This is a genomic window from Nocardia acidivorans NBRC 108247 (genome assembly GCF_001625085.1).
GTDB classification, from domain to species: Bacteria; Actinomycetota; Actinomycetes; order Mycobacteriales; family Mycobacteriaceae; genus Nocardia; species Nocardia acidivorans.
The window spans coordinates 30,142-52,277 of record NZ_BDAW01000010.1 but is presented as its reverse complement, the minus strand read 5'-3'; the positions used below and the strand labels follow the sequence as shown (position 1 = coordinate 52,277).

Here is a 22,136-nt window from a genome sequence, read left to right as displayed (position 1 = left end):
TCCACAATGCGAGGAAGGGCGGCAGCATATCCTGCGCATGCAGACCGATCAGGTGATCGCGGAGTTGCGCCGGTCATGCGCCGCGACGGCATCGACGGCGTGATGATCGGCCAGGTCCAGTTCGGCCGGGCGGTGAGCGCCCAGTGGGGGATCGCCAGCACCCGCATACCGGCCGCATTGCGCCGATCGGATGCCCGAGGGGGAATCCTGCACCGCCACACTGTCGCAGGATGGAACCGGGAGCAATCCACAGCAGAGCGTAGTGGAAGTGATTGTCATTTCACCGGAACCTGGATCAATACCGGGGTCGCAGGGCACGTAGATAGCGGCGGCGATACACCCGCTGCGCGAGCAGCAGCACCGGGAACAGCACTCGCCATCCGGTGGTCCCCGAGGCGCGGGTGAGTGAGCGCAGCGTGAGCCAGACCGTGCCGTCGGGGGAGCGGTGCACGATGAACGCCTCCTCACCCGAAACGGGGTGACCGGGCAGCGTGCCGTAGGCGAACCCGCATCGGGTGAGGGTATGCACCGTCTCGACCACGCGCACGGGTTCGCGAATCGTGAACGGGCCCAAGACCGCCGTAATCCGATAGTCCGCGTCCGCGGTGGCGCGAACGACCGACCCCGTCACGGGCCGCACGCGGAAGCCGCTGCGCCGCTTGACCTCCCACTCCATCACCGCGGCACAGGATTCCCGCCAATCGGCTTCACCGTGTCCGATGGTCGCGGTGCGCTCATAGCGGCGATAGCCCGGAAAGACCGCGGACCACACGGCCTCGGCGGGGTGCGTCCCGCCGATCGGGTCGTAGTTCAGACCCGCCGCATCGCGTGCCGGATCGTTCGCGGGCATTGCTCTCCTGTCGACGGGCCACCGGAATCCAGGCTATCGGGGTCAGGAGTAGTCGCGGAAAGTCATGACGAAGCCCACCACGGCAATGGCGAACAGCACCACCCAGGCCACGATCCGCACGGCGAGCCAGGGCAGGTCGCGCACCCACAATCCGCTGATCATGACGGTGAGCAGCATCAGCACGCCGTAGAAGGGCGTGCGCTGGGGATGCTGTCCCAACTTCATAGTGCCTGGATACCCCTGTTCGGCCGGGCCCGCCAATACTGCCGGTGGCAGGGCGGATTCGGCGGAGGCGGCGTCGCCGGATCAGCCGGCCCGGACCGCCGGGCGGTTCGGATGATCCCAGGCGACCAGCACATCCGGCGTCTCCAACTCCTGCTGCGCCAGGATCGGTGCGATGGTGAATCGCGCCCGCTCCTCGGTATGACGGCGCAGAGCGGCCTCGGACATGCGCAGGCCGACGGTGAAATCGAAGCGCAGCCCGCGTCCGAGCAGCATGGGACCCGCGACCAGCAGAATCGTGCCCGGCAGCGCGGTGCGAATCCGCGCCCGCGCCGAACGATCGGCCCGCTCGTTCCACAGCGCGGGCAACCATCTTCCACTCTTCCGAAGTGGTTCGAGCACTTCACGATTGAGCGCCGCGTAGTCGAACCATCCGGTGCGATAGGTGAATTCGTCCTCGCGATCGAACTCCAGGCGCACCGAGGCCGGGCGCACGAAATCGTGCAGCGCGACCACCTCGGCGGGGCGTCCGGTCGTGTGCAGCAGTTCGGCGACCGCGACCGCGAATGCCATCGGATCCGCCGCATCCGCACCCTCGACGGCGATCACCGCGAAGCCGCTCAACTCGTTCGCGCGGTCCGCGACCAAGGCGGCCAAGGCATTCGGGGTGATGGCGGTGAAGTCGGGCACCTGCCCATCATGGTCGATCGGTCGCGGCATCCCGGGATCGGCACGTGATCGCGTTGTTCTGGCAGGTCGCGCGGCTCGCGCCGGTTCCCGGTTGTTAGCCTGAGCCGGACAATCCGGAAGGGAACGGTGCATGGCGACGATCGAAGAGGCCCTCGAAATCGAGCGGCTCGAACGTGACATCTTCCGCGGCGCGTCGACCGAGACGCAGCTGCCGCGCACGTTCGGCGGTCAGGTCGCCGCCCAGGCGCTGGTATCGGCGGTGCGCACGGTCGATCCGGAGTATCAGGTGCATTCGCTGCACGGTTACTTCCTGCGGCCGGGCAACCCCCTGGAACCCACCGTGTACCTGGTGGATCGCATTCGCGACGGCCGCTCGTTCACCACCCGCCGGGTTACCGGGGTGCAGAACGGTGAGGCGATATTCACCATGTCGGCCTCGTTCCACGTCGGCGATCAGGGACCCGAGCATCAGGACGAGATGCCGACGGTGCCCGCGCCGGATGATCTGCCCGACGCCGCGGTCAGCATGAGCCCGGAGCGGCTCTGGGCCATGCGTGAATGGGAGCACTGGGATATTCGCACCGTCCCGCAGGAGAAGGTGGATCGGCGCGAAGGGCTGGCCGCCCAGCAGCAGGTCTGGTTCCGCTACCGGCATCCGCTGCCGAACGATCCGCTGTTCCACGTCTGCACCCTGGCGTACATGAGCGATATGACGCTGCTCGGTTCCTCGAAGGTCCCGCACCCGGACGAACCGACCCAGAACGCCTCGCTCGATCACGCCATGTGGTTTCTGCGCCCGTTCCGCGCCGACGGCTGGCTGCTCTACGACCAGCAGTCCCCGTCCGCGGGCTTCGGCCGCGCGCTGACCGCCGGGCGCATCTGGAATCAGCGCGGCGAACTCGTCGCGGTCGTGGTCCAGGAGGGGCTGATCCGCACCTTCCGGGACAAGAAGACCGAGTCCTTCCCGCCCGGAACCAACTGAGGCACAACGTCATCGGCCCCGGCAACACCGTTGCCGGGGCCGATTCGTCCGCGCTATCGGATCATGCGGTCTGAACACGCAGGTGGCAGACCACGGTATCCGGCATCTTGCGCAGCACGCGTTCGAGTTCGTCGCTGCGGTGGCTGGGCAGCAGGTGATTCCAGCCCGCCGGGGGCTCCACCTCGGCGATCACCACCACCTTGCGGCGGCCGGGGAAATGGTCGCGGACGTACTGCGCCACCGGACCGCCGACCGTGGAGTCGCCGTCCTCGAGCAGCACCAGGCGCACCTCCGGATGCCAGGTCTCCCATTCCTTGGTGAAGACGGTGATGTTCTCACCCGGTAGGCACACGTGGACGGCGATCACATCGCGGCCCAAGGACATTGCGGCGGAGAGGGCTTCGCGGCTCAGTTCGGAGACCTCCGAGACCGGCACCACGATGGCGGTCTCGGTCGCACGCGGGGTGCCGGGCACGCAGCCCACGCCCCGGCAACCATCGATGCGGGTGTAGGTCGAGCGAATGCGCTCCATGGCGACCACGAGCAGCGGCAGCACCAGCACAATGAGCCACGCGCCCTCGGCGAACTTCATCGAGGTGGTGACTATGGCGGCCACGAAGGTGAGCGCCGCGCCGAAACCATTGAGCGCGGTCCGCCACCGCCAGCCGTCGGCGCGGGTCGCCAGCCAATGCCGGACCATACCGACCTGGGCGATGGTGAAGCCCACGAAGACACCGATGGCGAACAGCGGGACCAGGGCGTTCATATTGCCCTCGGAGGCGATGAGCAGTACCGCGGCCGCGCCGCCCAGCACGAGCACGCCGAAGCGGTAGACCTGACGGGGCGAACTCACCGCGAACCGGTGCGGCAGGCAGTTGTCATCGGCGAGGATCTTGGTGAGGGTGGGCAGACCGCCGTAGGACGTGTTGGCCGCCAGCGCGAGCAGGATCACGGTGGCGAATTGCACCACGTAGTAACCGATTCCGTGGCCGAGCGCGGCCTCGGTGAGCTGCGACAGCACCGTGGTGCCCGCGATCGGATGAATGTCGAACTTCTCGATCAGCGTCGCCAGGCCCAGTAGCATCAGACCCAGCAGCACCCCCAGCACGACCTCGGCCCGCTGTGCCCGCTTGACCTTGGGCTTGGCGAAGCTCGGCACCGCGTTGGCGATCGCCTCCACACCGGTCAGCGCCGCACAACCGCTGGAGAAAGCCTTGAGCAGCAACAGGATTCCCAACGCGTGCGCATCGGTGACCACGGCCGCGCCGGAGGCCGCACTCGCCGGTTCGGTCCGCAGCAGGCCGCCGATGATCACGACGAAGATACCCGCCACGAACACGACCGTCGGCGCCATGAAGGCCCGCGCGCTCTCGCGGATGCCGTACAGATTCAGCACGGTGATGCCGATCAGCACCGCTAGGCAGATCCACACCGTGTAGTGCAGCAGTCCGGGGAACGCCGAGGTCAGCGCCGCCACACCCGCGGCGATCGACACGGCGACATTGAGGATGTAATCCACGATCAGCGACGCCGCGGCAACCAGACTCGTGCGATGCCCCAACCGTTCCTTGGCTACCGCGTACGCGCCACCGCCGTTCGGGAACGCCGCGATCACCTGCCGATACGAGGCGATCAGCACCGCCAGCAGCACCACGATGGCCGCGGTCACCGGCAGCGTGAATCCGAGCCCGGCCGATCCGGCGGCGGCCAGCACCAGCACGATCGCTTCCGGCCCGTAGGACACCGATGCCATGGCATCGAGGGAAAGCCCGGCCAAACCGGTCGAAACAGTCAGCCCGCGCCTGCGCGGCGGAGCGTCCACCCCGCCGCGCGGACCGGGCAAAGTTTGCGGAAGCACATCAGTCACATCGCGGAGTGTTCTCCGAAATCGACACCTGGACGCCCGTCCTAACGAAACTCTGACGGCCCGGTGAGTAGGAGCACAACGTCACTTTCGCCCGAACCCGCGTAATCCCCGGTGACAGCCTCGGCCCGCCTCGGACCCGCAGGTGGGGAAGGCCCGCGCGCGGCTGAACCGTATGCTCGACGCGTGACTCCGAGGATTGGTGTGCTGGCATTACAGGGCGACGTGCGTGAGCACATGCACGCGTTGGCGGCATGCGGCGCCGAGCCCGTCGCGGTGCGCCGCGCAACGGAGCTGGCGGCCGTCGACGGATTGGTGCTGCCCGGTGGCGAATCCACAGCGATCAGCAAACTGCTCGAGGTCTTCGAACTGCTGGAACCGTTGCGGCAGCGACTGCGCGAGGGGATGCCCGCCTACGGGTCCTGCGCGGGAATGATCCTGCTGGCGAACGAGGTGCTCGACACCCGACCGGATATGCACACGCTGAACGGCATCGATATGACGGTGCGGCGCAATGCCTTCGGCCGTCAGGTCGATTCCTTCGAGACCGATCTGGAATTCACCGGGCTCGACGACGGGCCGGTGCGCGCGGTCTTCATTCGCGCGCCGTGGGTGGAGCGCGCGGGCGCGGACGTCGAGGTGCTGGCGCGGGTGCCCTCGGGTCCGGCGGCGGGCACCATTGTCGCGGTGCGCCAGGGCAATGTGATGGCGACCTCCTTCCATCCGGAGGTGACCGGCGATCTGCGGGTGCATCGCCTCTTCGTGGAGACCCTGGTGCGGCCCCGCGCCGGAGTCTGACCCGCCGCCCGCGATCATGTGCTCGCGGCCGTCCGGGTCGCGAGCAGTAGACTGGGGCGCTGTCCGTCCGTGGGCACGTAGTGTCGCTGTGGTGAAACTACTCAGCCCCCTGAACCGAGGAAGTAGGGAATGAGCGGCCACTCCAAATGGGCCACCACCAAGCACAAGAAGGCCGGGATCGACGCGAAGCGCGGCAAGCTCTTCGCCAAGTTGATCAAGAACATCGAGGTGGCGGCCCGCACCGGTGGTAGTGACCCGGACGGCAATCCGACCCTGTACGACGCCATCCAAAAGGCGAAGAAGTCGTCGGTGCCGAATGACAATATCGAGCGCGCCCGCAAGCGCGGCGGTGGTGAAGAGGCCGGCGGCGCCGACTGGCAGACCATCATGTACGAGGGCTACGGCCCCAATGGTGTTGCGGTGCTGATCGAATGCCTCACCGACAACCGCAACCGCGCCGCCGGTGAGGTGCGCGTGGCCATGACCCGCAACGGCGGCTCCATGGCCGATCCGGGTTCGGTGTCGTACCTGTTCCACCGCAAGGGCATCGTCACCATGGAGAAGCACGGTCTTACCGAGGACGACGTGCTGATGGCCGTACTCGATGCCGGTGCCGAAGAGGTCAACGACAATGGCGACACCTTCGAGATCATCTCCGAGCCCGGTGACATGATCGCCGTCCGCACCGCCCTACAGCAGGCCGGCTACGACTACGACTCCGCCGATTCGGGCTTCCAGCCGTCGATGTCGGTCTCGGTCGACGCCGACGCCGCCCGCAAGGTCTTCAAGTTGGTCGACGCCCTCGAGGACAGCGACGACGTCCAGAATGTCTACACCAATGTGGATATCTCCGACGAAGTCCTCGCCGAACTCGACGACTGACCGGTCGCAATCAGCGAACCCGAAGGCCGCCTCCTCTCCGGGAGGCGGCCTTCGGTATTTCACCGACCGCCGAAAACCGCCGTGGCAGTTCATGATCGGCCTGTGCGGTGGAAGAATCAGGGCATGGTCGAATTGGTGGCGGTTCGAGGGGATATCACCGAGCAGGATGTGGACGCCGTGGTGAATGCGGCCAATTCGTCACTGCTGGGCGGTGGCGGCGTGGATGGGGCGATCCATCGCAAGGGTGGGTCCGAGATTCTGGCCGAGTGCCGCAGGTTGCGGGCCTCGCACTATGGGAAGGGACTCGCTACGGGCCAGGCGGTGGCGACCACGGCGGGGCGATTGCCCGCGCGGTGGGTGATTCATACGGTGGGGCCGGTGTGGTCCGAGAGCGAGGATCGTTCCCGACTGCTGGCTTCCTGCTATCGCGAATCACTGCGGGTGGCAGACGAATTGGGAGCGGAGGCGGTCGCTTTTCCGGCGATCTCGACGGGAATCTTCCGGTGGCCCATGGATGACGGGGCGCGGATCGCGGTCGAGACGGTTCGGAATTCGAAGACGGCGGTGCGCGAAGTGCGGTTCGTGCTGTTCGGTAATGATGCCTACCAGGCATTTCGGGCGCAGGGGGTGTAATCCACCGCTACTGTGTCGGTGGCGTCTGTCAGGGTGGTGGGGTGACGAATGCGGATGAGGCGTTTCGGATACGGATCGAGGTCAGGGTTTCCGATCTCGATCACCAGTTGCATGTCAATGGGAGTGCCTACCAGCAGTTTGCCGATCACGCGCGGTTCGAATGCGTTCGGGCGGCGGGAGTTTCGGTGGAGGAGCTACTGGCGGATGGGATCGGTCCGGTGAATCTGGAGACGGTGATCAAGTATCACCGGGAGTTGCGGGCGGGGGATGTGGTCGATGTGACCTGCGGCTGGGTGTGGGGCGAGGGCAAGACCTATCGGGTCGAGCATCGATTCGCCCGCGCCGATGGTGAGCTATCGGCGACCATCAGTCATGTCAGCGGGCTGTTGGATCTGCGCACCAGACGCCTGGTCGAGAACCCGGCGCGGGAATGGGCTGTGCGGGCGAAGGATCCGACACTGCTCGGAGTGGAACCGGTGTGCTCCTGAGCCACTCGGCCGGTGCGGTCGTGTCGGTGGGCGGGGGAGCGGTTCGGGTCCGTTAGACTCTCGAACAGTTGTTCGTCTGCGGTGAGAGGGGTTTTCGTGCGGGTGATGGGCGTCGACCCCGGGCTCACCCGGTGCGGGCTCAGCATGGTCGAAGGCGGCATCGGGCGCACTGTCACGGCCCTGGCCGTCGATGTGGTGCGTACCCCGCCCGATATGGATCTCGCACAACGCCTTATGGGTGTGGCCGACGCCGCCGAACAGTGGATGGACGAATACCTACCCGAGGCGGTCGCGGTCGAGCGGGTGTTCTCCCAGCACAATGTGCGCACGGCCATGGCCACCGCACAGGCGGGTGGGGTGATCGCGCTCGCGGCGGCGCGCCGCGGGATTCCGGTGCACTTCCACTCCCCGAGTCAGGTCAAGGCCGCGGTCACCGGCAACGGTTCCGCGGATAAGGCGCAAGTGACCGCCATGGTCACCCGTATCCTCGGGCTGGCGGTCGCGCCGAAACCCGCGGACGCCGCCGACGCGCTGGCATTGGCGATCTGTCACTGCTGGCGCGCGCCGATGATCGATCGCATGGCCAAGGCCGAGGCACTGGCGGCGGCGCAGCGGCGCACGTACGAGGAAAGGCTTGCCCAGCAACGGAAGGCGGTATCCGGGTGATCGCGTCGGTACGCGGTGAGGTGCTCGAGATCGGGCTCGACCATGTGGTCCTCGAGGCCGCCGGGGTCGGGTATCGGCTCAATGCCACCCCCGCAACCCTCTCCACGCTCACCACCGGGGAGGATGCGCGGCTCTACACGACCATGATCGTGCGCGAGGACTCCATGACGCTGTTCGGGTTCTCCGACACCGAATCTCGCGAACTCTTCGGGCTACTGCTCACCGTCTCCGGTGTCGGCCCCAAGATCGCCATGGCGGTGCTCGCGGTGCTCGAACCCGAGGCTCTGCGCAAGGCGCTCGCCGAGAGCAATGTGGCCGCGCTGACCCGCGTGCCCGGTATCGGCAAGCGCGGCGCCGAGCGCATGGTGGTGGAACTGCGCGATAAGGTGGATCTGGTTCCCGTGCAATCGGGTCCGCCCGGTTCGGGGCCGACCGCCATCGCGACTCCGGTGCGCGAACAGGTGGTGGAGGCGCTCATCGGTCTGGGTTTCCCGGTCAAACAGGCCGAACCCGCCGTCGAAGCCGTACTGGTGCACGATCCGGACCTGGGCACCTCGCAGGCACTGCGGGCGGCGCTGGGGCTGCTGGGTAAGAACCGGTAGGCGCTCATGATCGACGACGAATCCGAATCCGACTTCGCCCCGGACCCGAAGTTCGCCCCGGACCCGAAGTTCGCCCCGGGCACCGACTTCGACTCCGAGGCCGCCGAATCGGCGGTCACCGCGGGCTATCTCGCCTCCGATGGGGAGATCGAGGCCAGCCTGCGCCCGAAATCCCTGGACGATTTCATCGGTCAGCCGCGCGTGCGCGAACAGTTGGCGCTGGTGCTGCGCGGTGCGAAACAGCGCGGTGGCACACCGGATCACGTGCTGCTCTCGGGTCCGCCCGGACTGGGCAAGACGAGTATGGCGATGATCATCGCCGGTGAACTCGGCACCGCCCTGCGCCTGACATCGGGTCCGGCGCTCGAGCGCGCCGGGGATCTGGCCGCCATGCTCAGCAATCTCGTCGAGGGCGATGTGCTGTTCATCGACGAAATCCACCGCATGGCACGGCCCGCCGAGGAAATGCTCTACCTCGCCATGGAGGATTTCCGTGTCGACGTGGTGGTCGGCAAGGGGCCGGGCGCGACCTCCATCCCCTTGGATATCGCCCCCTTCACCCTGGTCGGCGCGACCACCCGCTCCGGTGCGCTCACCGGCCCGCTGCGGGACCGTTTCGGCTTCACCGGGCATATGGATTTTTACGAACCCGATGAGCTGCAACGGATTCTGATCCGCTCGGCCCGCATTCTCGGCGTCCACGTCGAGGAGGACGCGGCCACCGAGATCGCCGGGCGCTCACGTGGCACGCCGCGTATCGCGAACCGGCTGCTGCGCCGGGTGCGCGACTATGCCGAGGTGAAGGCCGATGGCATGGTCACCCGCGATATCGCGAATGCCGCGCTCGAGGTGTACGACGTGGATGTGCTCGGCCTGGATCGCCTGGACCGCGCGGTATTGGCCGCGCTCATCCGGAGTTTCAACGGCGGTCCGGTCGGCGTCTCCACCCTCGCCGTCGCGGTGGGCGAGGAGTCCGCGACCGTGGAAGAGGTCTGCGAACCCTTCCTGGTCCGCGCGGGTCTGATCGCCCGAACCCCCCGTGGGCGCGTGGCCACCGCCGCCGCCTGGGAACACCTCGGTCTGGTCCCGCCGCCGGATCTTGTCTTCGGTTCCATCGAAGTCCGTGCCCGCGAACAACATCCGGGCCTGTTCGACTCGCTGTAGCCGGTCACGGCCACCCGGGCGAGCGCCCCGGGACAGGTGCTGTCCCGGGGCGCTTCTCATACCACCTATTCCCCGGATATCGGGGTTCGCGCACGCGTCGCCCGGCCTTGGGGGAGCTTTATCGGGCTCGGCCCATGCCGGGTCTTACGCCCGTTCTCTGGGGTCATCGAGGGTCCGAGGCGGCCCAGCCAAAGGTTTGCGCAGCCCGGTGCCTTTCGCGGTGACTGGATGAAGCCGGCACACGCTCGAGAACGCACTGTATTGCCAATGAGAGCGCATCAAGCTTGAACGGTCGCTCGACTTCAGTGCTTAGGCGAGCATCAGGGCGCACTGCGGAACCTGCGTGCCCGCCTCTCGCGCTGCCTGAACCGGCCACAGGGTGCGGCAAACGCAGGGCGCACTGCTCGCACCGCCCACGAAGTGTCAGTCTTGTGCTTGCGGAATAGCAAAGGGGACAAGCACACTCGCTTAATAGCCTGTGCGGGACTTGGAGGGTATTGGCGTGGCCGAGCGCAATAGGGAACCGGAGAACCCGGAGATAGACTGGTCCGTCGTCGCCGAGTTGTTGAAACGAGAACTGCCCGAAGGGGAAACGCTGAAGGAGGACCCCAAGGTCATCCAGTACGGAGGTGTGCCTGCCGTCGAGTTCACATCGAACACCGACATCACCTACAGGGCGTTTCGAGCCGAGCCATGGCGCTTGGTCACGCACGAACCGTGGGTCGCCGTGATGGTGCGGGTCAACATGAGCACCCCGTACGCCGACCGCGTCGGGGAAACAGCATTCCTGCACACGACATCCGGCGAATGGTTTCGCTTGCGTGACACCGGTGACGTTGCACGATTGGGACAACGTCTGGTCGGCGGCCGAATCGACCCGGCCGCGTATGCCGAAATACTGGGTCAGTGGCATCCGTATAGCGCCCTGAAGCACGGCGCAGTGCTGTGTCCCGGCGAACTGCGCACCACGTTCGGCAATCGAAGGCTGCCCGACTTCGACCTTCCGACATTGGTATCCGACGGCGAAGCCGCAACGTTGACCTTCTACGCCTACGCCGTCCGCGGTGAAGATCTCCGAATCGATCTGTACCGGTATGCCGTGACCGCCTCGGCAACGGATCCGGCGATATGGAACCGGGAGTGGCTGGCAGGCCCGCGATGGCGTCAATGGTGGAAGCGCTCCGATTCCTGGCCGCAGCTACTGTTGGAGTCCTGGCGGAACCGCGGTATGGCCCGCGCTCACCAGGACTACTGCCCCTGAATCCTTTGGGAACATCGACGGTCCCGAAACACGACGACTCTCAATAATCACCTGCTGTCCAGTCAACGCACTCTACTTAATTGCGCGCGCGATCCGAACCTGAAACGCACGCATCCCTGCCTCCATCGTCGCAACACGGAGCCACAGAGCTACGCCCCCCAGAGAACCGTCGCGAGATGCAACACCACGCCACAGGTCGGGATCACCCAGAGAACGCGCCGCAACAGTATTCGGTTCAGTCGACGGTGAGGACGAGTTTTCCCGCGGTGCGGCCGGGTTTCGCCCAGGGCGTGCGCCTTGGCGGCATCGGCGAGCGGGAAGGTGCCCGCGATGGCCGGGCGCAGCGCGCCGGATTCGGCGAGTTCGGCCAGAGCGGTCATACCGGCGTGATCGGCCTCGACCAGCAGCAGGGCCGCGCGCACGCCGCGCTCGGCGGCCGCCGACACCAGGATCTCGGCTCCGAGGGCGCGCAGCGAGACCAGAATTCCATTGGGGCGCAACGATTTCATCGATTTGATGGCATGGTCGGCGTCGATGGGGTCGAGGATGACATCTACATCGCGGACCGTTTCGTGCACATCCACGGTGTGATAGTCGATCACCTCGTCCGCACCGAGATCGCGCAGGAATTCGTGATTGGCCGAGCTGGCGGTGCCGATCACGTACGCGCCCAGGGATTTCGCGATCTGCACCGCGAAATGACCGACGCCGCCCGCCGCCGCGTGGATCAGGACCCGTTGCCCCGCCTGCACTTTCGCCGTGTCGACCAGGGACTGCCAGGCGGTGAGCGCCGCCAGCGGGATGGCCGCGGCCTGAATATGGTCGAGATTGCCGGGCTTGCGGGCGAACGCGCGGGTCGGTCCGGTCACGTATTCGGCGGCCGCGCCGTGCCCGTGCGGGTAGGGGAGCATGCCGAACACCTCGTCACCCGGTTGGAAGAGGGTGACGCCGACGCCGACGGCGACGACCTCGCCGGACACATCCCAGCCGAGCACGAACGGCGGCGGGGGCAGGAACAGTCCGGGGCGGCGACGGTGACCCCAGTCGGTGGGGTTCAGGGCGGTGGCGCGCACGCGCACCAGAATCTCGCTCGGACCGGGCCGCGGGACCGGGCGCTGGATTTCGGTCAGCACCTCGGGGCCGCCGAGTACGTCCTGGCCGATGGCGCGCATGGTCTGGGGGATGTTCTCGCTCATGCCCTCAGCTTGCCGCCGATGGCCGCACCGGGAAATGGCATGATCGCCATTATTCGATAGGATCGTGCCATGCAGAGCGAGGCAATCCGGCCGCACCGCGTGGTCGTTCTGGCACTGGACGGGGTGTATCCGTTCGAGCTGGGTATTCCGAACCGGGTGTTCGGTACCGCCGACGGGCGGTACGAGGTGCTCACCTGCTCGGTCGACGGTGGGCCGGTGCGCAGCAACTCCGACTTCCATATCGCCGTCGAACACGATGCGAGCCTGCTGGACACCGCGGACACCGTGGTGATCGCACCCTGTGATGTGCTGAGCATCCTGGATAACGGCCTGCCGCAACAGGTTTCGGATGCGCTCGCCCGGATCAGGCCGGGCGCGCGCCTGGTCTCCATCTGCACCGGGGCGATAGTCGTGGCCGCCGCCGGACTCCTGGATGATCGTCCCGCCACCACGCACTGGAACTTCGCCGACCGCTTCCGGCAGCTCTTCCCCCGTATTCGGGTCGACCCGAATGTGCTCTACGTGGACGACGGCGACATCCTCACCTCGGCGGGTGCGTCCGCCGGAGTCGACCTGTGCCTGCACCTGATCCGCCGGGATCACGGCAGTGAGGTCGCCAATATGGTGGCCCGCCGCTGCGTCGTGGCACCCTGGCGCGAAGGCGGCCAGGCGCAATTCATCGAACAGCCCGTACCCCCGCCCGCCGCCGCGGGCACCGCCGACGCCCGCCAGTGGGCCCTGGAAAACCTGCACACTCCGCTGACCATGGCCGATCTGGCCGCCCGCGCCCGCATGTCCGGCCGCACCTTCGCCCGCCGCTTCCGCGATGAGGTCGGCATCAGCCCCGGCCGCTGGCTCATCCAGCAGCGTGTCTTCCGCGCCCGCGAACTCCTGGAAACCACAGAGCTTCCCGTCGACCGCATCGCCACCGAAGTGGGTTTCGCCACCGGCACCTCCCTGCGCCAGCACCTGCACGAGGCCATCGGCGTATCCCCCCTGGCCTACCGCCGCACCTTCCGATCCCTCGCCGCCACCGAACCCTGAACCGCGACAACACCTTCAACCCGCCACGGTCGCAACCCCACTGACCGACTCACGGTGCCTGCGCCTCGCCGAGCCCGGTCCTGTGGCGCGGCGAACTCGGTTGCGGTCGGGGAGGGAAGGTGTGCGCGTGTGGTCGATTGCCTGATCGGCGCGCCCGGCACCGACCACACCCTCATTCGAATGGCCCGTGATCCGGCCAGCTCCATCCGCCGCTGACCTGGCCGGATTCCGCCCGCGCGCGCGGGCGCCCCGGGGCGATTCGATCGCGCCGTGCACCTGCGGACGGATGCCGGCCGATTACCGTGTTCGTAACACTCCGGACCGGGTATTCGACATTCACTTGATCGTGTTCGGAGTGATTTCCAACGAGAGGGGATTCGAATGAGAAAGTCGCTGATCGCTACCGCCCGCGTGACTTCCGCCGCGGTGGTGGGCCTGGGTTTCGCCGCGGTGATCGGTTCCGGCACAGCGCAGGCCGCGCCGGAGGACTGCGTCATCACCCGGGATCTCACCGGTGCCACGGCGAGCTGCCACGACGACGATGCTCCCGCCGGCCGCGAGTACGCCCTGATCGTGGACTGCTGGGGCTTGCATGGAGTGCCCAACGCCTTCCCGTTGATGGCGGTCGGCCCCTACAGCGGTTCGTGGAGCGGTTCGTTCAGCCCCTCGGGGACAGGCGCGGCTTCCTGCCTGGGCCCCTTCAGCGTCGGCACCGCCACCGGCGCACACGTCGCGATCTACCGCGACTGATCACTCCCTTCTCGCGGCCGGAGTCGCACCGGCGGAACAGGATTCGGCCGGTGCGAGGTCAGTCGCGTGCGGGCGGTGGTCCGAGGAGGGGAACGAGGTATTGACGCGCGATCTGGGCCAGTTGCTCATCGTCGTAGATATCGACGATCTGGCTCGGAATCGCCAGGAACGAGGCGCAGATCCGGACCATCAGTTCGGCGACCACGTCGGCGTTCAAGTCCGCGGCGATGGTGCCCGCACGCTGTTCCTGGCGCAGTTGGTGGGCGACGAATTGGCTGACCATGGCCACCGATCGACCGCCGTCGCCGATGAGTGAACCGATGAAATGGTCGGGTTCGGCGGTGATCAGGGTGCCGATCAGCGGATTGCCCCGGAAGGTGCGCAGCGAGCTGACGAACCCCAGGACCGCGCGATCGGCGGGGGTGCGGGCCCCGGCGATATCGCCGAGGAATTTGTCGAAGTAGCGGCGGAATTCGCGCAGGATGACATGCTCGACCAGTTCATCCTTGGTGGTGAAACGGCGGTAGACGGTGATTCGGGAGACACCCGCTTGGCGTGCCACATCCTCCATGGTCGAACGCTGAATTCCCCAGTGCTGGAAGCGTTCATCGGCGGCATCCAGAATTCGGGTGCGAATCGGATCGGTGTCGTCGATATGGTCGATCGCCTCGCGGTAGGCGCGTTCGAACAGCGATACCGCGGGAGTGCCGGCGGGAAGCACCGCTTCCACGGGTGTGTCCTGGGACATTGGTTACTCCGTCAGTCGGTCGATGGCGCCGTCACAATGCGTCGATTGTTCCACTGACGGTCGGTCTCGCGGTGTCAGCGGTTGGTCAGCGGTATTTCGATGCTCAAGGGCATGCGCAGTTCCGCGACGTACCACATGGCGAATTGGCGCAGGAACTCATCGAACATCCAATACGGGATATCGACCGCCGGGGCCACGGCCAGCACGCCCTCGCGGACCGCGACGAACGGTCCCCACGCCACCTCCAGCAGCGGACTCCACACCGGTTCGCGGGGGATATTGAGCCAGTTGCCGACCTTGTCTCCCATGATGAATCGGGTGAACGCGCCCAGAATGCCGCGGCTGAGCAGGGTCAGATCCAGGTTCGCCCCCAGATTGAGCAACTGATCGGCGAGATTGATGCCCTCGGCGGTCGGTGCCAGGATCGGGTCCAGCACCTGTGCGGCTTGGGCATTGGCCTGATCCCAGGTGGCGGGGATGTATTCGGCGCGGATGCCCAGCAGGTGTCCGGCCAGTTGCCAACTGTGCAGATATCCCTCGGATTCGGCCGGGGGAATACGCAATTGCCACGCGGTGAGCGTGCGCATGATGGTGGTGGCCAGGCTGTGCCAGGTGACCATCAGATCGTCCTGGGTGATCGGGGTGACCCCGGCGGGCCAGTACGGTGACTGCGGCAGCAGATGGCGCACGGCGGAATGGATGATTCTGGTTTTCACGCAGGTCACGACCATTTCGCCACCGTCGCCGTAGGCATTGACCGTGCCGATGTCGTAACCGAATTTCGCGGTCTTGGCGATGCGGTCCTTGAGGTGGGTGCCGCCGCGCGAGTAGTACACCGCCAGCGCCTCGTGCGGAATGACCGTCGACATCATCCCGCTGGCGAAGGCGTACAGCACGCCCAGGTACAGCCCGCGCTTCTTGGTGAACTCGAACGAGTTCGCCAACTTGGTCTGATCGGTCCAGGACGGTAGTTGCCGGGCGTATTCGATGAAGTCGGCCAGCTCTTTCGGCAGCCCGTCCGGGAGCGGTTGCGTGTTGTGCGTCCAGGTCGCGAGCAGCCGATTGACCTCGGGGACATTGGAATTGTCCATGACATTGGCCACCACCGGATCGGCCTCGGGATCCCAGGTGGTGAGCGGATCCGCGCCCCCGCCGCTGCCGACGACCGAGTCGGTCGCCGACCACGTCCAGGGCTCCGCGCGTGCGGTCCGTGTGACCAGGGACATGGCGGCGGCCGCGCCCAGGAGTCCGCCCCCCGCCCGCATCGCGTCCCGTCGGTTGAGTCGATGTGCATCCATGCTGCCAAGCCTCTTCGTTGAGAGAGATACAAAGACACGCATTGTGTATCTGCGTTTCTTCATGACAACATATCGTGACTGCCATCACAACCATGAGATGAAGGATCGAACATGAACCCGTGGGTCGTCATTCAGAATCTGCTCAACCAACTGGACCTCGGGTCCGCGGGAAGCAGCGGACCGCGGTGAGGCGGTGCGCTCAGCGCGACAGCGCGCGGGCGGGCGTCAGCTCGGTATTGCCGTAGGGGTGAAGGCATTGCGGATGTTGTTGGAGGAGTAGGCGGTTCGAACACCCGGGGACCAGAGCTCGCGGATCGGGGCGATACCGCGGCGGATAGTGCCGACGTCCGAGCGCCCGCCAGGTGCATATCGGTGGCGGGCAGCGGGACCACCGCGACACCGGCCGCGGCCAGGTGCTGAAGGCGCGCGGTCGGCAGGTTCCCGGCGGTCTCACCGCCGCCGTGGTCGCCAATGAATTCATCGACACCACAAAGGGTTTGACGGCCCAAGGCTGACACCACCCCCGAACAAGACCCAGACCGCCCTCTCCGTTCGCGATGGGGCGGTATGGTCGGTTCGATGGAGTGGAGCTATCGGTCGGCCGAAGACGTAGTCGGGGCAATGCGCGCGGGGGAGGTGACCTCGGTCGAGCTGACCGAGGAGGCAATCGCCCGAATCGAGCGCGATGACAAGGCGATCAACGCGATCTGCGTACCGGACTTCACACGAGCCCGCGAGGCCGCGCGCCAAGCCGATCGGGCGCGGGCGGCGGGGCGGGATGCCCCACTGCTCGGCATCCCGATCACGGTCAAGGATTCGTACAATGTCGCCGGATTGCCCACCACCTGGGGGATGCCCGCGTTCGCGGATTTCATTCCGGCCGAGGACGCGCTGGCGGTGGCACGGGTGCGGGCCGCGGGCGCGGTGATACTCGGAAAGACCAACGTGCCGTTGATGCTCGGTGACCTGCAGAGCTTCAACGCGATCTACGGCACGACCAATAATCCATGGGATCACGGACGTTCGCCGGGCGGGTCCTCCGGCGGATCGGCCGCGGCCCTGGCCGCCGGATTCGGCGCGCTGTCACTCGGATCCGATATCGGCGGATCGCTGCGCACGCCCGCGCACTTCTGCGGCGTCTACTCGCACAAACCGTCGTTCGGCCTGGTCGCCACCCGCGGTCATGTCCCACCGCCCGCACCGGCGCTCCCGTCCGAACGGGACCTGGGTGTCATCGGTCCGATGGCGCGCACCGCCCGCGATCTGACGCTGCTACTGGATGTGATGGCGGGCGCGGACCCGCTGACACTCGGCATCGCCTTCGATCTGGCCCTGCCGCCCGCCCGCCATGACCGCCTCGCCGATTTCCGCGTCCTGATTCTCCAGGACCACCCCGTCATTCCCACCGGAACCGCCGTGCGATCCGCGCTGCACCGGGTCGCCGACGCACTCACCGCGGGGGGAGCCCGAGTCGAATGGCAGAGCTCTCTGCTCCCCGATCTCGACTCCGCCGCAACGCTGTACAGCCAATTGCTGTTCGCGACCCTGGCCGCCGGATTCCCCGCCGACCGCTACGAACAGCTCCGCGCCCAGGCCGCCGAACTCGGACCCCACGACCACGGCCGCGACGCCGCACGCCTGCGCGGCGGCGTCTTCAGCCATCGCGAATGGCTCGAGGCCAACGACCGCCGCGAACTCCTCCGCCGCGAATGGCGCCGTCTGTTCACCGATTTCGACATAGTGATCACCCCGATCACCCCCACCCCCGCCTTCCCCCACGACCACAACCCGAACATCGCCGAGCGCCGCCTCGACATAGACGGCACACCCCACCCCTACCTCGACCAGCTCACCTGGGCGGGTGTGGCCACCGTCCCCGGCCTCCCCGCCACCGCCATCCCCACCGGCCCATCCCCCGAAGGTCTCCCCGTAGGCGTCCAACTCATCGCCCCCATGTTCGAAGACCGCACCGGACTGCGCCTCGCCGAACTCCTGGAACGATCGATAGGCGGCTTCACCCCACCGAACTGAGGCCCACCCCTCGTCGGAGGAAGGTGCGCGCCATGTCGAGCCAGGTGTTGGCGTCCGGGCCGATCGCGGTGAGGTCGGTGTCGAAATGCGGTGTCGACGAAGGTGTTTCAGGCGGGAACAGCCTCGGTGTCGTCGAGCGGCGGGTAGGTCTTGCCGCCCATACGCTCGGCGGCGGCGATGTACACCGCGAGTGCGTCGCGCGACTGTGCGAGCCGCTTCATTTGATCGTCCAGGCGCTGTAGGCGAGATCGCATGGAGGCCAACATCTCCGGGCATCCCGGCAGGGTCGGAACCTCCCCGACAGCGCAGGGCAGCAGATACGCGATGTCCTCCGAGGACAATCCCGCGCCGAGCAGATGGCGAATCTGCCGCACCCGCAGCACGGCGCTCTCGTCGTAGCTGCGGTACCCGTTCGATGTGCGGTCCGCCTCGAGCAGACCCTGCGATTCGTAGTACCGCAATTGATGGCTGTGCACACCTGTTCGGTGACTGAGTTCCCCGATACGCATCGAATCCTCGCTTGACCTTCACACCGGTATCAACGTTGACGATAGTGCCATGAACGACAACAGCACCCCGGTGACGGTGATCGGACTCGGACTCATGGGGCAGGCGCTCGCGACCGCGTTCCTGCGCGCCGGGCATCCCACCACCGTCTGGAATCGCACGCCCGCCAAGGCCGATCGGCTGGTCGAGCAGGGCGCCCGAGCGGCATCCTCGGTCGCCGAGGCCCTGGCCGCGGGATCGATCACCATCCTGTGCCTCACCGACTATCCGGCCGTACACGAACTGCTCGCCGCCAATGAGACCGTGCTGTCCGGCACCACCCTGCTCAATCTCACCTCGGGCGATTCCGCTCAGGCCCGCACGACCGCCCGCTGGGCCGAACAGCGCGGCGCGCACTATCTCGATGGCGCGATCATGGCCATCCCCCAGGCGATCGGCACCGCCGACGCGGTCATCCTGCACAGCGGCGACCGCTCCGACTTCGACGCGCACAGTGCGACTCTCGCGGCCCTGGGCACCGTGTCCTATCTCGGTGCCGATCACGGCCTGGCCTCCCTCTACGACGTGGCCGGTCTCACCATGGTGTGGAGTGTGCTGAACGCCTGGCTGCACGGCACCGCCATGCTCCGCACCGCCGGGGTCGACGCCGCCGCCTTCGCTCCGTTCGCCCAGCAGATCGCCACCGGCGTGGCGACCTGGCTCCCCGGCTACGCCGAACAGATCGACCGCGGCTCCTACCCCGCCGAGGTGTCGGCTCTGGAAACCGACGCCCGCGCGATGGCGCATATGGTTCAGGAGAGCCGGGCCCTGGGCGTCAATGCCGAACTCCCCGAACTGATCAAGGCCATGGCCGATCGCGCCATCGCCGCCGGGCACGGCGGCGAGCAGTACCCGGTGCTGATCGAGGAGTTCGCCAAACCCGGTCACTGAGCGCGCGACCCGCTCCCCGGCGGAGATCACCCTTCCTCGATACGTTGTCAGGGACAGTGTTATCGGGGAGGAATCATGGGAGCGTCGGTGGGTTGGGTCGCGGTGCGCGGCAAGACATCCGAGCAGGTGTGCGGGGCGTTGGGGGTGCGGCGCACGGGGGAGCGGAGCGCGGGGACGGGGTTGCCGTTCGCGGAGGCGGTGGTGCGTGCGGGCTGGTATCTGGTCGTCGCGGAGGGCGGTTATGAGGAGATCGAAGCGATCGCGAACCCCGCCGAACTCTCGGCCGACTGCGAGGTGATCTCCTTCGAAATGGAACAGGACCTCGGATACCGCTGTGCCGAGCCTGGACGACCGGCGCGTCTGGTTCACCGCCCCCACCCCCGTCCCCGGCATCACCGCGGCGATAGCGGCCCACATCAGCCGCACCGGCTACGGCGGCATCGAAATCGACGGCTACGCCTCACTTTTCGACCCCGAGGTGGGTCGCCTGCTATCGGGCCTACCCGAATCCACCCGGCTCGATCGGCGGATCGCGGACGATCGCCGCTTCGGTGAACTCGACGATCTGAGTTTCTCGCAACTGGATCAGCGCTGGGGTCCGGGCCGCGAGCGCCGACCGGCCGATACGGCCGATATCGACGGTGCGGCGTCCGGGTTCATGGAATTCGTCCGCGGTCCGATCCCGGCATGGCTCACCCGCTGGCCCGACCCCGCCGCCCTGCTCGACTCCGCCCGCACCAGGGACAAAGGCGTGCGCTTCAACGCGGCCCGGCTGCGCGGTGCGGTCGCCTGGTGCCTGCTGCACGATCAGCCCGTCCAGGCCGCGGACCTCATGCACTGGTACCTGCGCCCCTTCCGCGGCCTGCGAGACCCCTTCGGCCCCTTCGACTCTCGTCCCCGAGCCATCGCCTTCGATCTGGCGCTGCGCGTACGCTTCCCGGAATTCGCCCGCGCCCGCGGTTGACCGGACCGTCAGTCCGAAGCCCCACTCGTCCGGATCGCCCACAGGCGGCGCAGATTCCAGCTCGGCAGCAGGTTCTCCCACAGGCTCGACGGGGTGCGCTCGGGATCCATCAGTTCGTTCTCCGCGAGCGGACTGTCCTCGTTCGCCACGGTTTCCGGTTCGAACCGCAGCAGGGTGCGGCCGCCGCCGCGCAGCGCCTCCACCGTGTGCAACAGCGACGACGTCTCGGCAAGGGTGGCATCGAAGGCGGCGGGATCGGCGTCGAGGTGTTCGCAGATCAGCCTGCGCCGCATGGCCAGGATGGTCTCGCGCAACAGCTCGGCGTCGGCCGTCTCGGGGGTGACCTCGACGGCCAGATCGCATTCGGTGTCGAATCCCATGGAACGGTTGTTGAGGTTGGACGACCCCACCCGCAGCAGGCGATCGTCCATCACCAGCACCTTGGCATGCACGTAGATCGGCGCACCGCTCGTGGTGACCGGATAGTAGACGCCGAGCCGGCCACCGGCATCGGCCTGCCATAGCAGATGCAGCAGGCGACGCCGCGCCCCGTCCATGGCCTGCTGTTCCAGCCAACCGTCGGCATTGCGCGGGAGCACGAGCACGATCTCCGGACCGTCCGGCTCGCGCAGCCGCTCGGCGATCGCCGCGGCGAGCGTGCGCGAGGCCAGATACTGGCTCTCGATATACAGCGACCGGGTGGCCCCCGCGATCGCCGCCAGGTACAGCGCCTCGATCTCGCGGACCTCCGGGCGGTCGGCGAGTTCGGGGGAGGTCCGCGCGATGCCGACCTCCACCGAGCGCATAGTAGGCGTCAGATCTTCCGGCCAGGGCGTGTCCCCGTCGAGTTCGCCGACCGGGTCGAGCTGCCGTCCCGTCGCGGCTTGCCAACGCGCCCTGGCCAATTCGCCGATCGCCCGCGCCGCATCGCCGTCCACGGCGGTGGTCGCGTCATGCCACGGCCCGTACCGGTGACCGCTCGGCTTGGTGCGATAGTGGTTGTCGTCGCGATGGTCGCCGGTATCCCAGCGATCCACGGTCATATCGATGCCGCCGCAGAACGCGAGCGCGTCGTCGATCACCACGATCTTCTGATGGTGCGCCGAACCCACCGGGTGCGCGCCGTCGATCTCGAAGTGCAATCGCCGATCGGTCAGCCAGTTCAGGACGAAGACCGGCGTCATCCCGCGGGTGATCGCCGCGAACGCGCCGATATTCCACTTCAGCAGGTATATCTCGAGGTCGGGTCGCTCCCGGGGCAGCCAGGACAGGAAGTCACCCAGCTCATTCGGCCCGGGCAGGGTCGTGCCCTGCGGTTCGAATTGGATCCGGGTGTCGAAATCCCAGCCGATCAGCACAATCCGCTTGCGCGCCCGCAACATCGCGGCCTTGGCATGGCGAAAGTAGTCCGCCGCGTCGACGATGCACGCCAGCCGGTCGGCCCGCGCTATCTGCCAGCAGGTTTCGCCGGGAATGAGAATTCGTCGCTCGTCGACCATGCGCACTCAGCTCTCCCGTCCAGCCGTCCAGCCGCCCACCCGTCCGCACAGACGGACAACTCACCCT

General features: G+C 67.1%; 25 protein-coding genes. 15 read left to right on the top strand and 10 right to left on the bottom strand.

Annotated elements, in window-relative coordinates; all coding sequences use genetic code 11:
- Nucleotides 1-48: 48 nt before the first annotated feature.
- The 4 genes from NA10_RS36425 to NA10_RS05145 all read right to left on the bottom strand — a co-directional run bounded on the left by NA10_RS36425 (nt 49) and on the right by NA10_RS05145 (nt 1,762).
- A complete protein-coding gene (locus tag NA10_RS36425) occupies nt 49-279 on the bottom strand; it encodes a hypothetical protein (RefSeq protein ID WP_169812522.1) in 231 nt (76 codons plus the stop codon).
- A 16-nt stretch (nt 280-295) separates the two neighbouring features.
- Nucleotides 296-850 carry a DUF1990 domain-containing protein gene (locus NA10_RS05155; RefSeq protein WP_067564112.1) on the bottom strand — a complete coding sequence of 185 codons (555 nt, stop codon included), beginning with the start codon at nt 848-850 and terminating at the stop codon, nt 296-298.
- 42 nt (nt 851-892) lie between these two features.
- The gene (locus NA10_RS05150; RefSeq protein WP_067564111.1) at nt 893-1,075 is read right to left on the bottom strand and encodes a hypothetical protein; all 183 of its coding nucleotides are present in this window, start codon (nt 1,073-1,075) and stop codon (nt 893-895) included.
- An 81-nt stretch (nt 1,076-1,156) separates the two neighbouring features.
- The gene (locus tag NA10_RS05145) at nt 1,157-1,762 is read right to left on the bottom strand and encodes a nucleoside/nucleotide kinase family protein (RefSeq protein ID WP_157556065.1); all 606 of its coding nucleotides are present in this window, start codon (nt 1,760-1,762) and stop codon (nt 1,157-1,159) included.
- Nucleotides 1,763-1,892: 130 nt separating this feature from the next.
- On the opposite strand from NA10_RS05145, the gene NA10_RS05140 reads away from it, so the two are divergent.
- Complete coding sequence (locus NA10_RS05140) at nt 1,893-2,744, top strand: acyl-CoA thioesterase (protein ID WP_067564105.1); 852 nt, start codon at nt 1,893-1,895, stop codon at nt 2,742-2,744.
- Nucleotides 2,745-2,805: 61 nt separating this feature from the next.
- Here the strand turns inward: NA10_RS05140 and NA10_RS05135 are convergent, their stop codons facing one another.
- The gene (locus NA10_RS05135) at nt 2,806-4,497 is read right to left on the bottom strand and encodes an APC family permease (RefSeq protein WP_084514323.1); all 1,692 of its coding nucleotides are present in this window, start codon (nt 4,495-4,497) and stop codon (nt 2,806-2,808) included.
- Nucleotides 4,498-4,794: 297 nt separating this feature from the next.
- Between NA10_RS05135 and pdxT the strand changes: the two genes are divergently transcribed.
- From pdxT to NA10_RS05095, 8 genes are all read left to right on the top strand, one after another.
- On the top strand, nt 4,795-5,406 hold the full coding sequence (gene pdxT, locus NA10_RS05130; RefSeq protein ID WP_281180150.1) for a pyridoxal 5'-phosphate synthase glutaminase subunit PdxT: 612 nt from the start codon (nt 4,795-4,797) through the stop codon (nt 5,404-5,406).
- A 129-nt stretch (nt 5,407-5,535) separates the two neighbouring features.
- Nucleotides 5,536-6,288 (top strand): YebC/PmpR family DNA-binding transcriptional regulator, encoded by a 753-nt coding sequence (locus NA10_RS05125; RefSeq protein WP_067564102.1) that lies wholly within the window; start codon nt 5,536-5,538, stop codon nt 6,286-6,288.
- A gap of 123 nt (nt 6,289-6,411) precedes the next feature.
- Nucleotides 6,412-6,921 carry an O-acetyl-ADP-ribose deacetylase gene (locus tag NA10_RS05120; protein ID WP_067564164.1) on the top strand — a complete coding sequence of 170 codons (510 nt, stop codon included), beginning with the start codon at nt 6,412-6,414 and terminating at the stop codon, nt 6,919-6,921.
- 41 nt (nt 6,922-6,962) lie between these two features.
- On the top strand, nt 6,963-7,409 hold the full coding sequence (locus tag NA10_RS05115; RefSeq protein WP_067564100.1) for an acyl-CoA thioesterase: 447 nt from the start codon (nt 6,963-6,965) through the stop codon (nt 7,407-7,409).
- Between the two features lie 96 nt (nt 7,410-7,505).
- Entirely contained in the window at nt 7,506-8,075 is a 570-nt protein-coding gene (ruvC, locus tag NA10_RS05110; protein WP_067564097.1) for a crossover junction endodeoxyribonuclease RuvC, read from the top strand.
- Nucleotides 8,072-8,677, top strand: coding sequence for a Holliday junction branch migration protein RuvA (ruvA, locus tag NA10_RS05105; RefSeq protein ID WP_067564095.1), 606 nt, complete (start codon nt 8,072-8,074; stop codon nt 8,675-8,677). The genes ruvC and ruvA overlap by 4 nt, the downstream gene beginning before the upstream one ends.
- Nucleotides 8,678-8,683: 6 nt before the next feature.
- On the top strand, nt 8,684-9,841 hold the full coding sequence (gene ruvB / locus NA10_RS05100; RefSeq protein WP_084514321.1) for a Holliday junction branch migration DNA helicase RuvB: 1,158 nt from the start codon (nt 8,684-8,686) through the stop codon (nt 9,839-9,841).
- Nucleotides 9,842-10,343: 502 nt separating this feature from the next.
- Nucleotides 10,344-11,102 carry a hypothetical protein gene (locus NA10_RS05095; RefSeq protein ID WP_067564092.1) on the top strand — a complete coding sequence of 253 codons (759 nt, stop codon included), beginning with the start codon at nt 10,344-10,346 and terminating at the stop codon, nt 11,100-11,102.
- Nucleotides 11,103-11,251: 149 nt separating this feature from the next.
- On the opposite strand, the gene NA10_RS05090 is transcribed toward NA10_RS05095, so the two are convergent.
- The gene (locus NA10_RS05090) at nt 11,252-12,298 is read right to left on the bottom strand and encodes an NADP-dependent oxidoreductase (protein WP_305781663.1); all 1,047 of its coding nucleotides are present in this window, start codon (nt 12,296-12,298) and stop codon (nt 11,252-11,254) included.
- A 69-nt stretch (nt 12,299-12,367) separates the two neighbouring features.
- Here NA10_RS05090 and NA10_RS05085 point away from each other — a divergent pair, with 69 nt between their 5' ends.
- Nucleotides 12,368-13,342 carry a GlxA family transcriptional regulator gene (locus tag NA10_RS05085; protein WP_067564089.1) on the top strand — a complete coding sequence of 325 codons (975 nt, stop codon included), beginning with the start codon at nt 12,368-12,370 and terminating at the stop codon, nt 13,340-13,342.
- A 381-nt stretch (nt 13,343-13,723) separates the two neighbouring features.
- Entirely contained in the window at nt 13,724-14,092 is a 369-nt protein-coding gene (locus NA10_RS05080; RefSeq protein ID WP_245677044.1) for a hypothetical protein, read from the top strand.
- Nucleotides 14,093-14,150: 58 nt separating this feature from the next.
- Here NA10_RS05080 and NA10_RS05075 read toward each other — a convergent pair whose 3' ends face one another.
- Together NA10_RS05075 and NA10_RS05070 are read right to left on the bottom strand one after the other, a co-directional pair.
- Nucleotides 14,151-14,840 carry a TetR/AcrR family transcriptional regulator gene (locus tag NA10_RS05075; protein ID WP_067564087.1) on the bottom strand — a complete coding sequence of 230 codons (690 nt, stop codon included), beginning with the start codon at nt 14,838-14,840 and terminating at the stop codon, nt 14,151-14,153.
- A 74-nt stretch (nt 14,841-14,914) separates the two neighbouring features.
- Nucleotides 14,915-16,138 carry an oxygenase MpaB family protein gene (locus NA10_RS05070; protein ID WP_067564084.1) on the bottom strand — a complete coding sequence of 408 codons (1,224 nt, stop codon included), beginning with the start codon at nt 16,136-16,138 and terminating at the stop codon, nt 14,915-14,917.
- 362 nt (nt 16,139-16,500) lie between these two features.
- On the opposite strand from NA10_RS05070, the gene NA10_RS36420 reads away from it, so the two are divergent.
- Nucleotides 16,501-16,653, top strand: coding sequence for a hypothetical protein (locus tag NA10_RS36420; protein WP_157556063.1), 153 nt, complete (start codon nt 16,501-16,503; stop codon nt 16,651-16,653).
- A gap of 64 nt (nt 16,654-16,717) precedes the next feature.
- The gene (locus tag NA10_RS05065; protein WP_067564156.1) at nt 16,718-18,169 is read left to right on the top strand and encodes an amidase; all 1,452 of its coding nucleotides are present in this window, start codon (nt 16,718-16,720) and stop codon (nt 18,167-18,169) included.
- 107 nt (nt 18,170-18,276) lie between these two features.
- Here NA10_RS05065 and NA10_RS05060 read toward each other — a convergent pair whose 3' ends face one another.
- The gene (locus tag NA10_RS05060; RefSeq protein ID WP_067564082.1) at nt 18,277-18,678 is read right to left on the bottom strand and encodes a MerR family transcriptional regulator; all 402 of its coding nucleotides are present in this window, start codon (nt 18,676-18,678) and stop codon (nt 18,277-18,279) included.
- A 49-nt stretch (nt 18,679-18,727) separates the two neighbouring features.
- On the opposite strand from NA10_RS05060, the gene NA10_RS05055 reads away from it, so the two are divergent.
- Both NA10_RS05055 and NA10_RS05050 read left to right on the top strand, forming a co-directional pair.
- Nucleotides 18,728-19,606 carry an NAD(P)-dependent oxidoreductase gene (locus NA10_RS05055; protein ID WP_067564079.1) on the top strand — a complete coding sequence of 293 codons (879 nt, stop codon included), beginning with the start codon at nt 18,728-18,730 and terminating at the stop codon, nt 19,604-19,606.
- A gap of 334 nt (nt 19,607-19,940) precedes the next feature.
- Nucleotides 19,941-20,570, top strand: coding sequence for a hypothetical protein (locus NA10_RS05050; RefSeq protein WP_067564076.1), 630 nt, complete (start codon nt 19,941-19,943; stop codon nt 20,568-20,570).
- An 8-nt stretch (nt 20,571-20,578) separates the two neighbouring features.
- Here the strand turns inward: NA10_RS05050 and NA10_RS05045 are convergent, their stop codons facing one another.
- Entirely contained in the window at nt 20,579-22,069 is a 1,491-nt protein-coding gene (locus NA10_RS05045; protein WP_067564073.1) for a phospholipase D-like domain-containing protein, read from the bottom strand.
- Between the last annotated feature and the right edge of the window lie 67 nt (nt 22,070-22,136).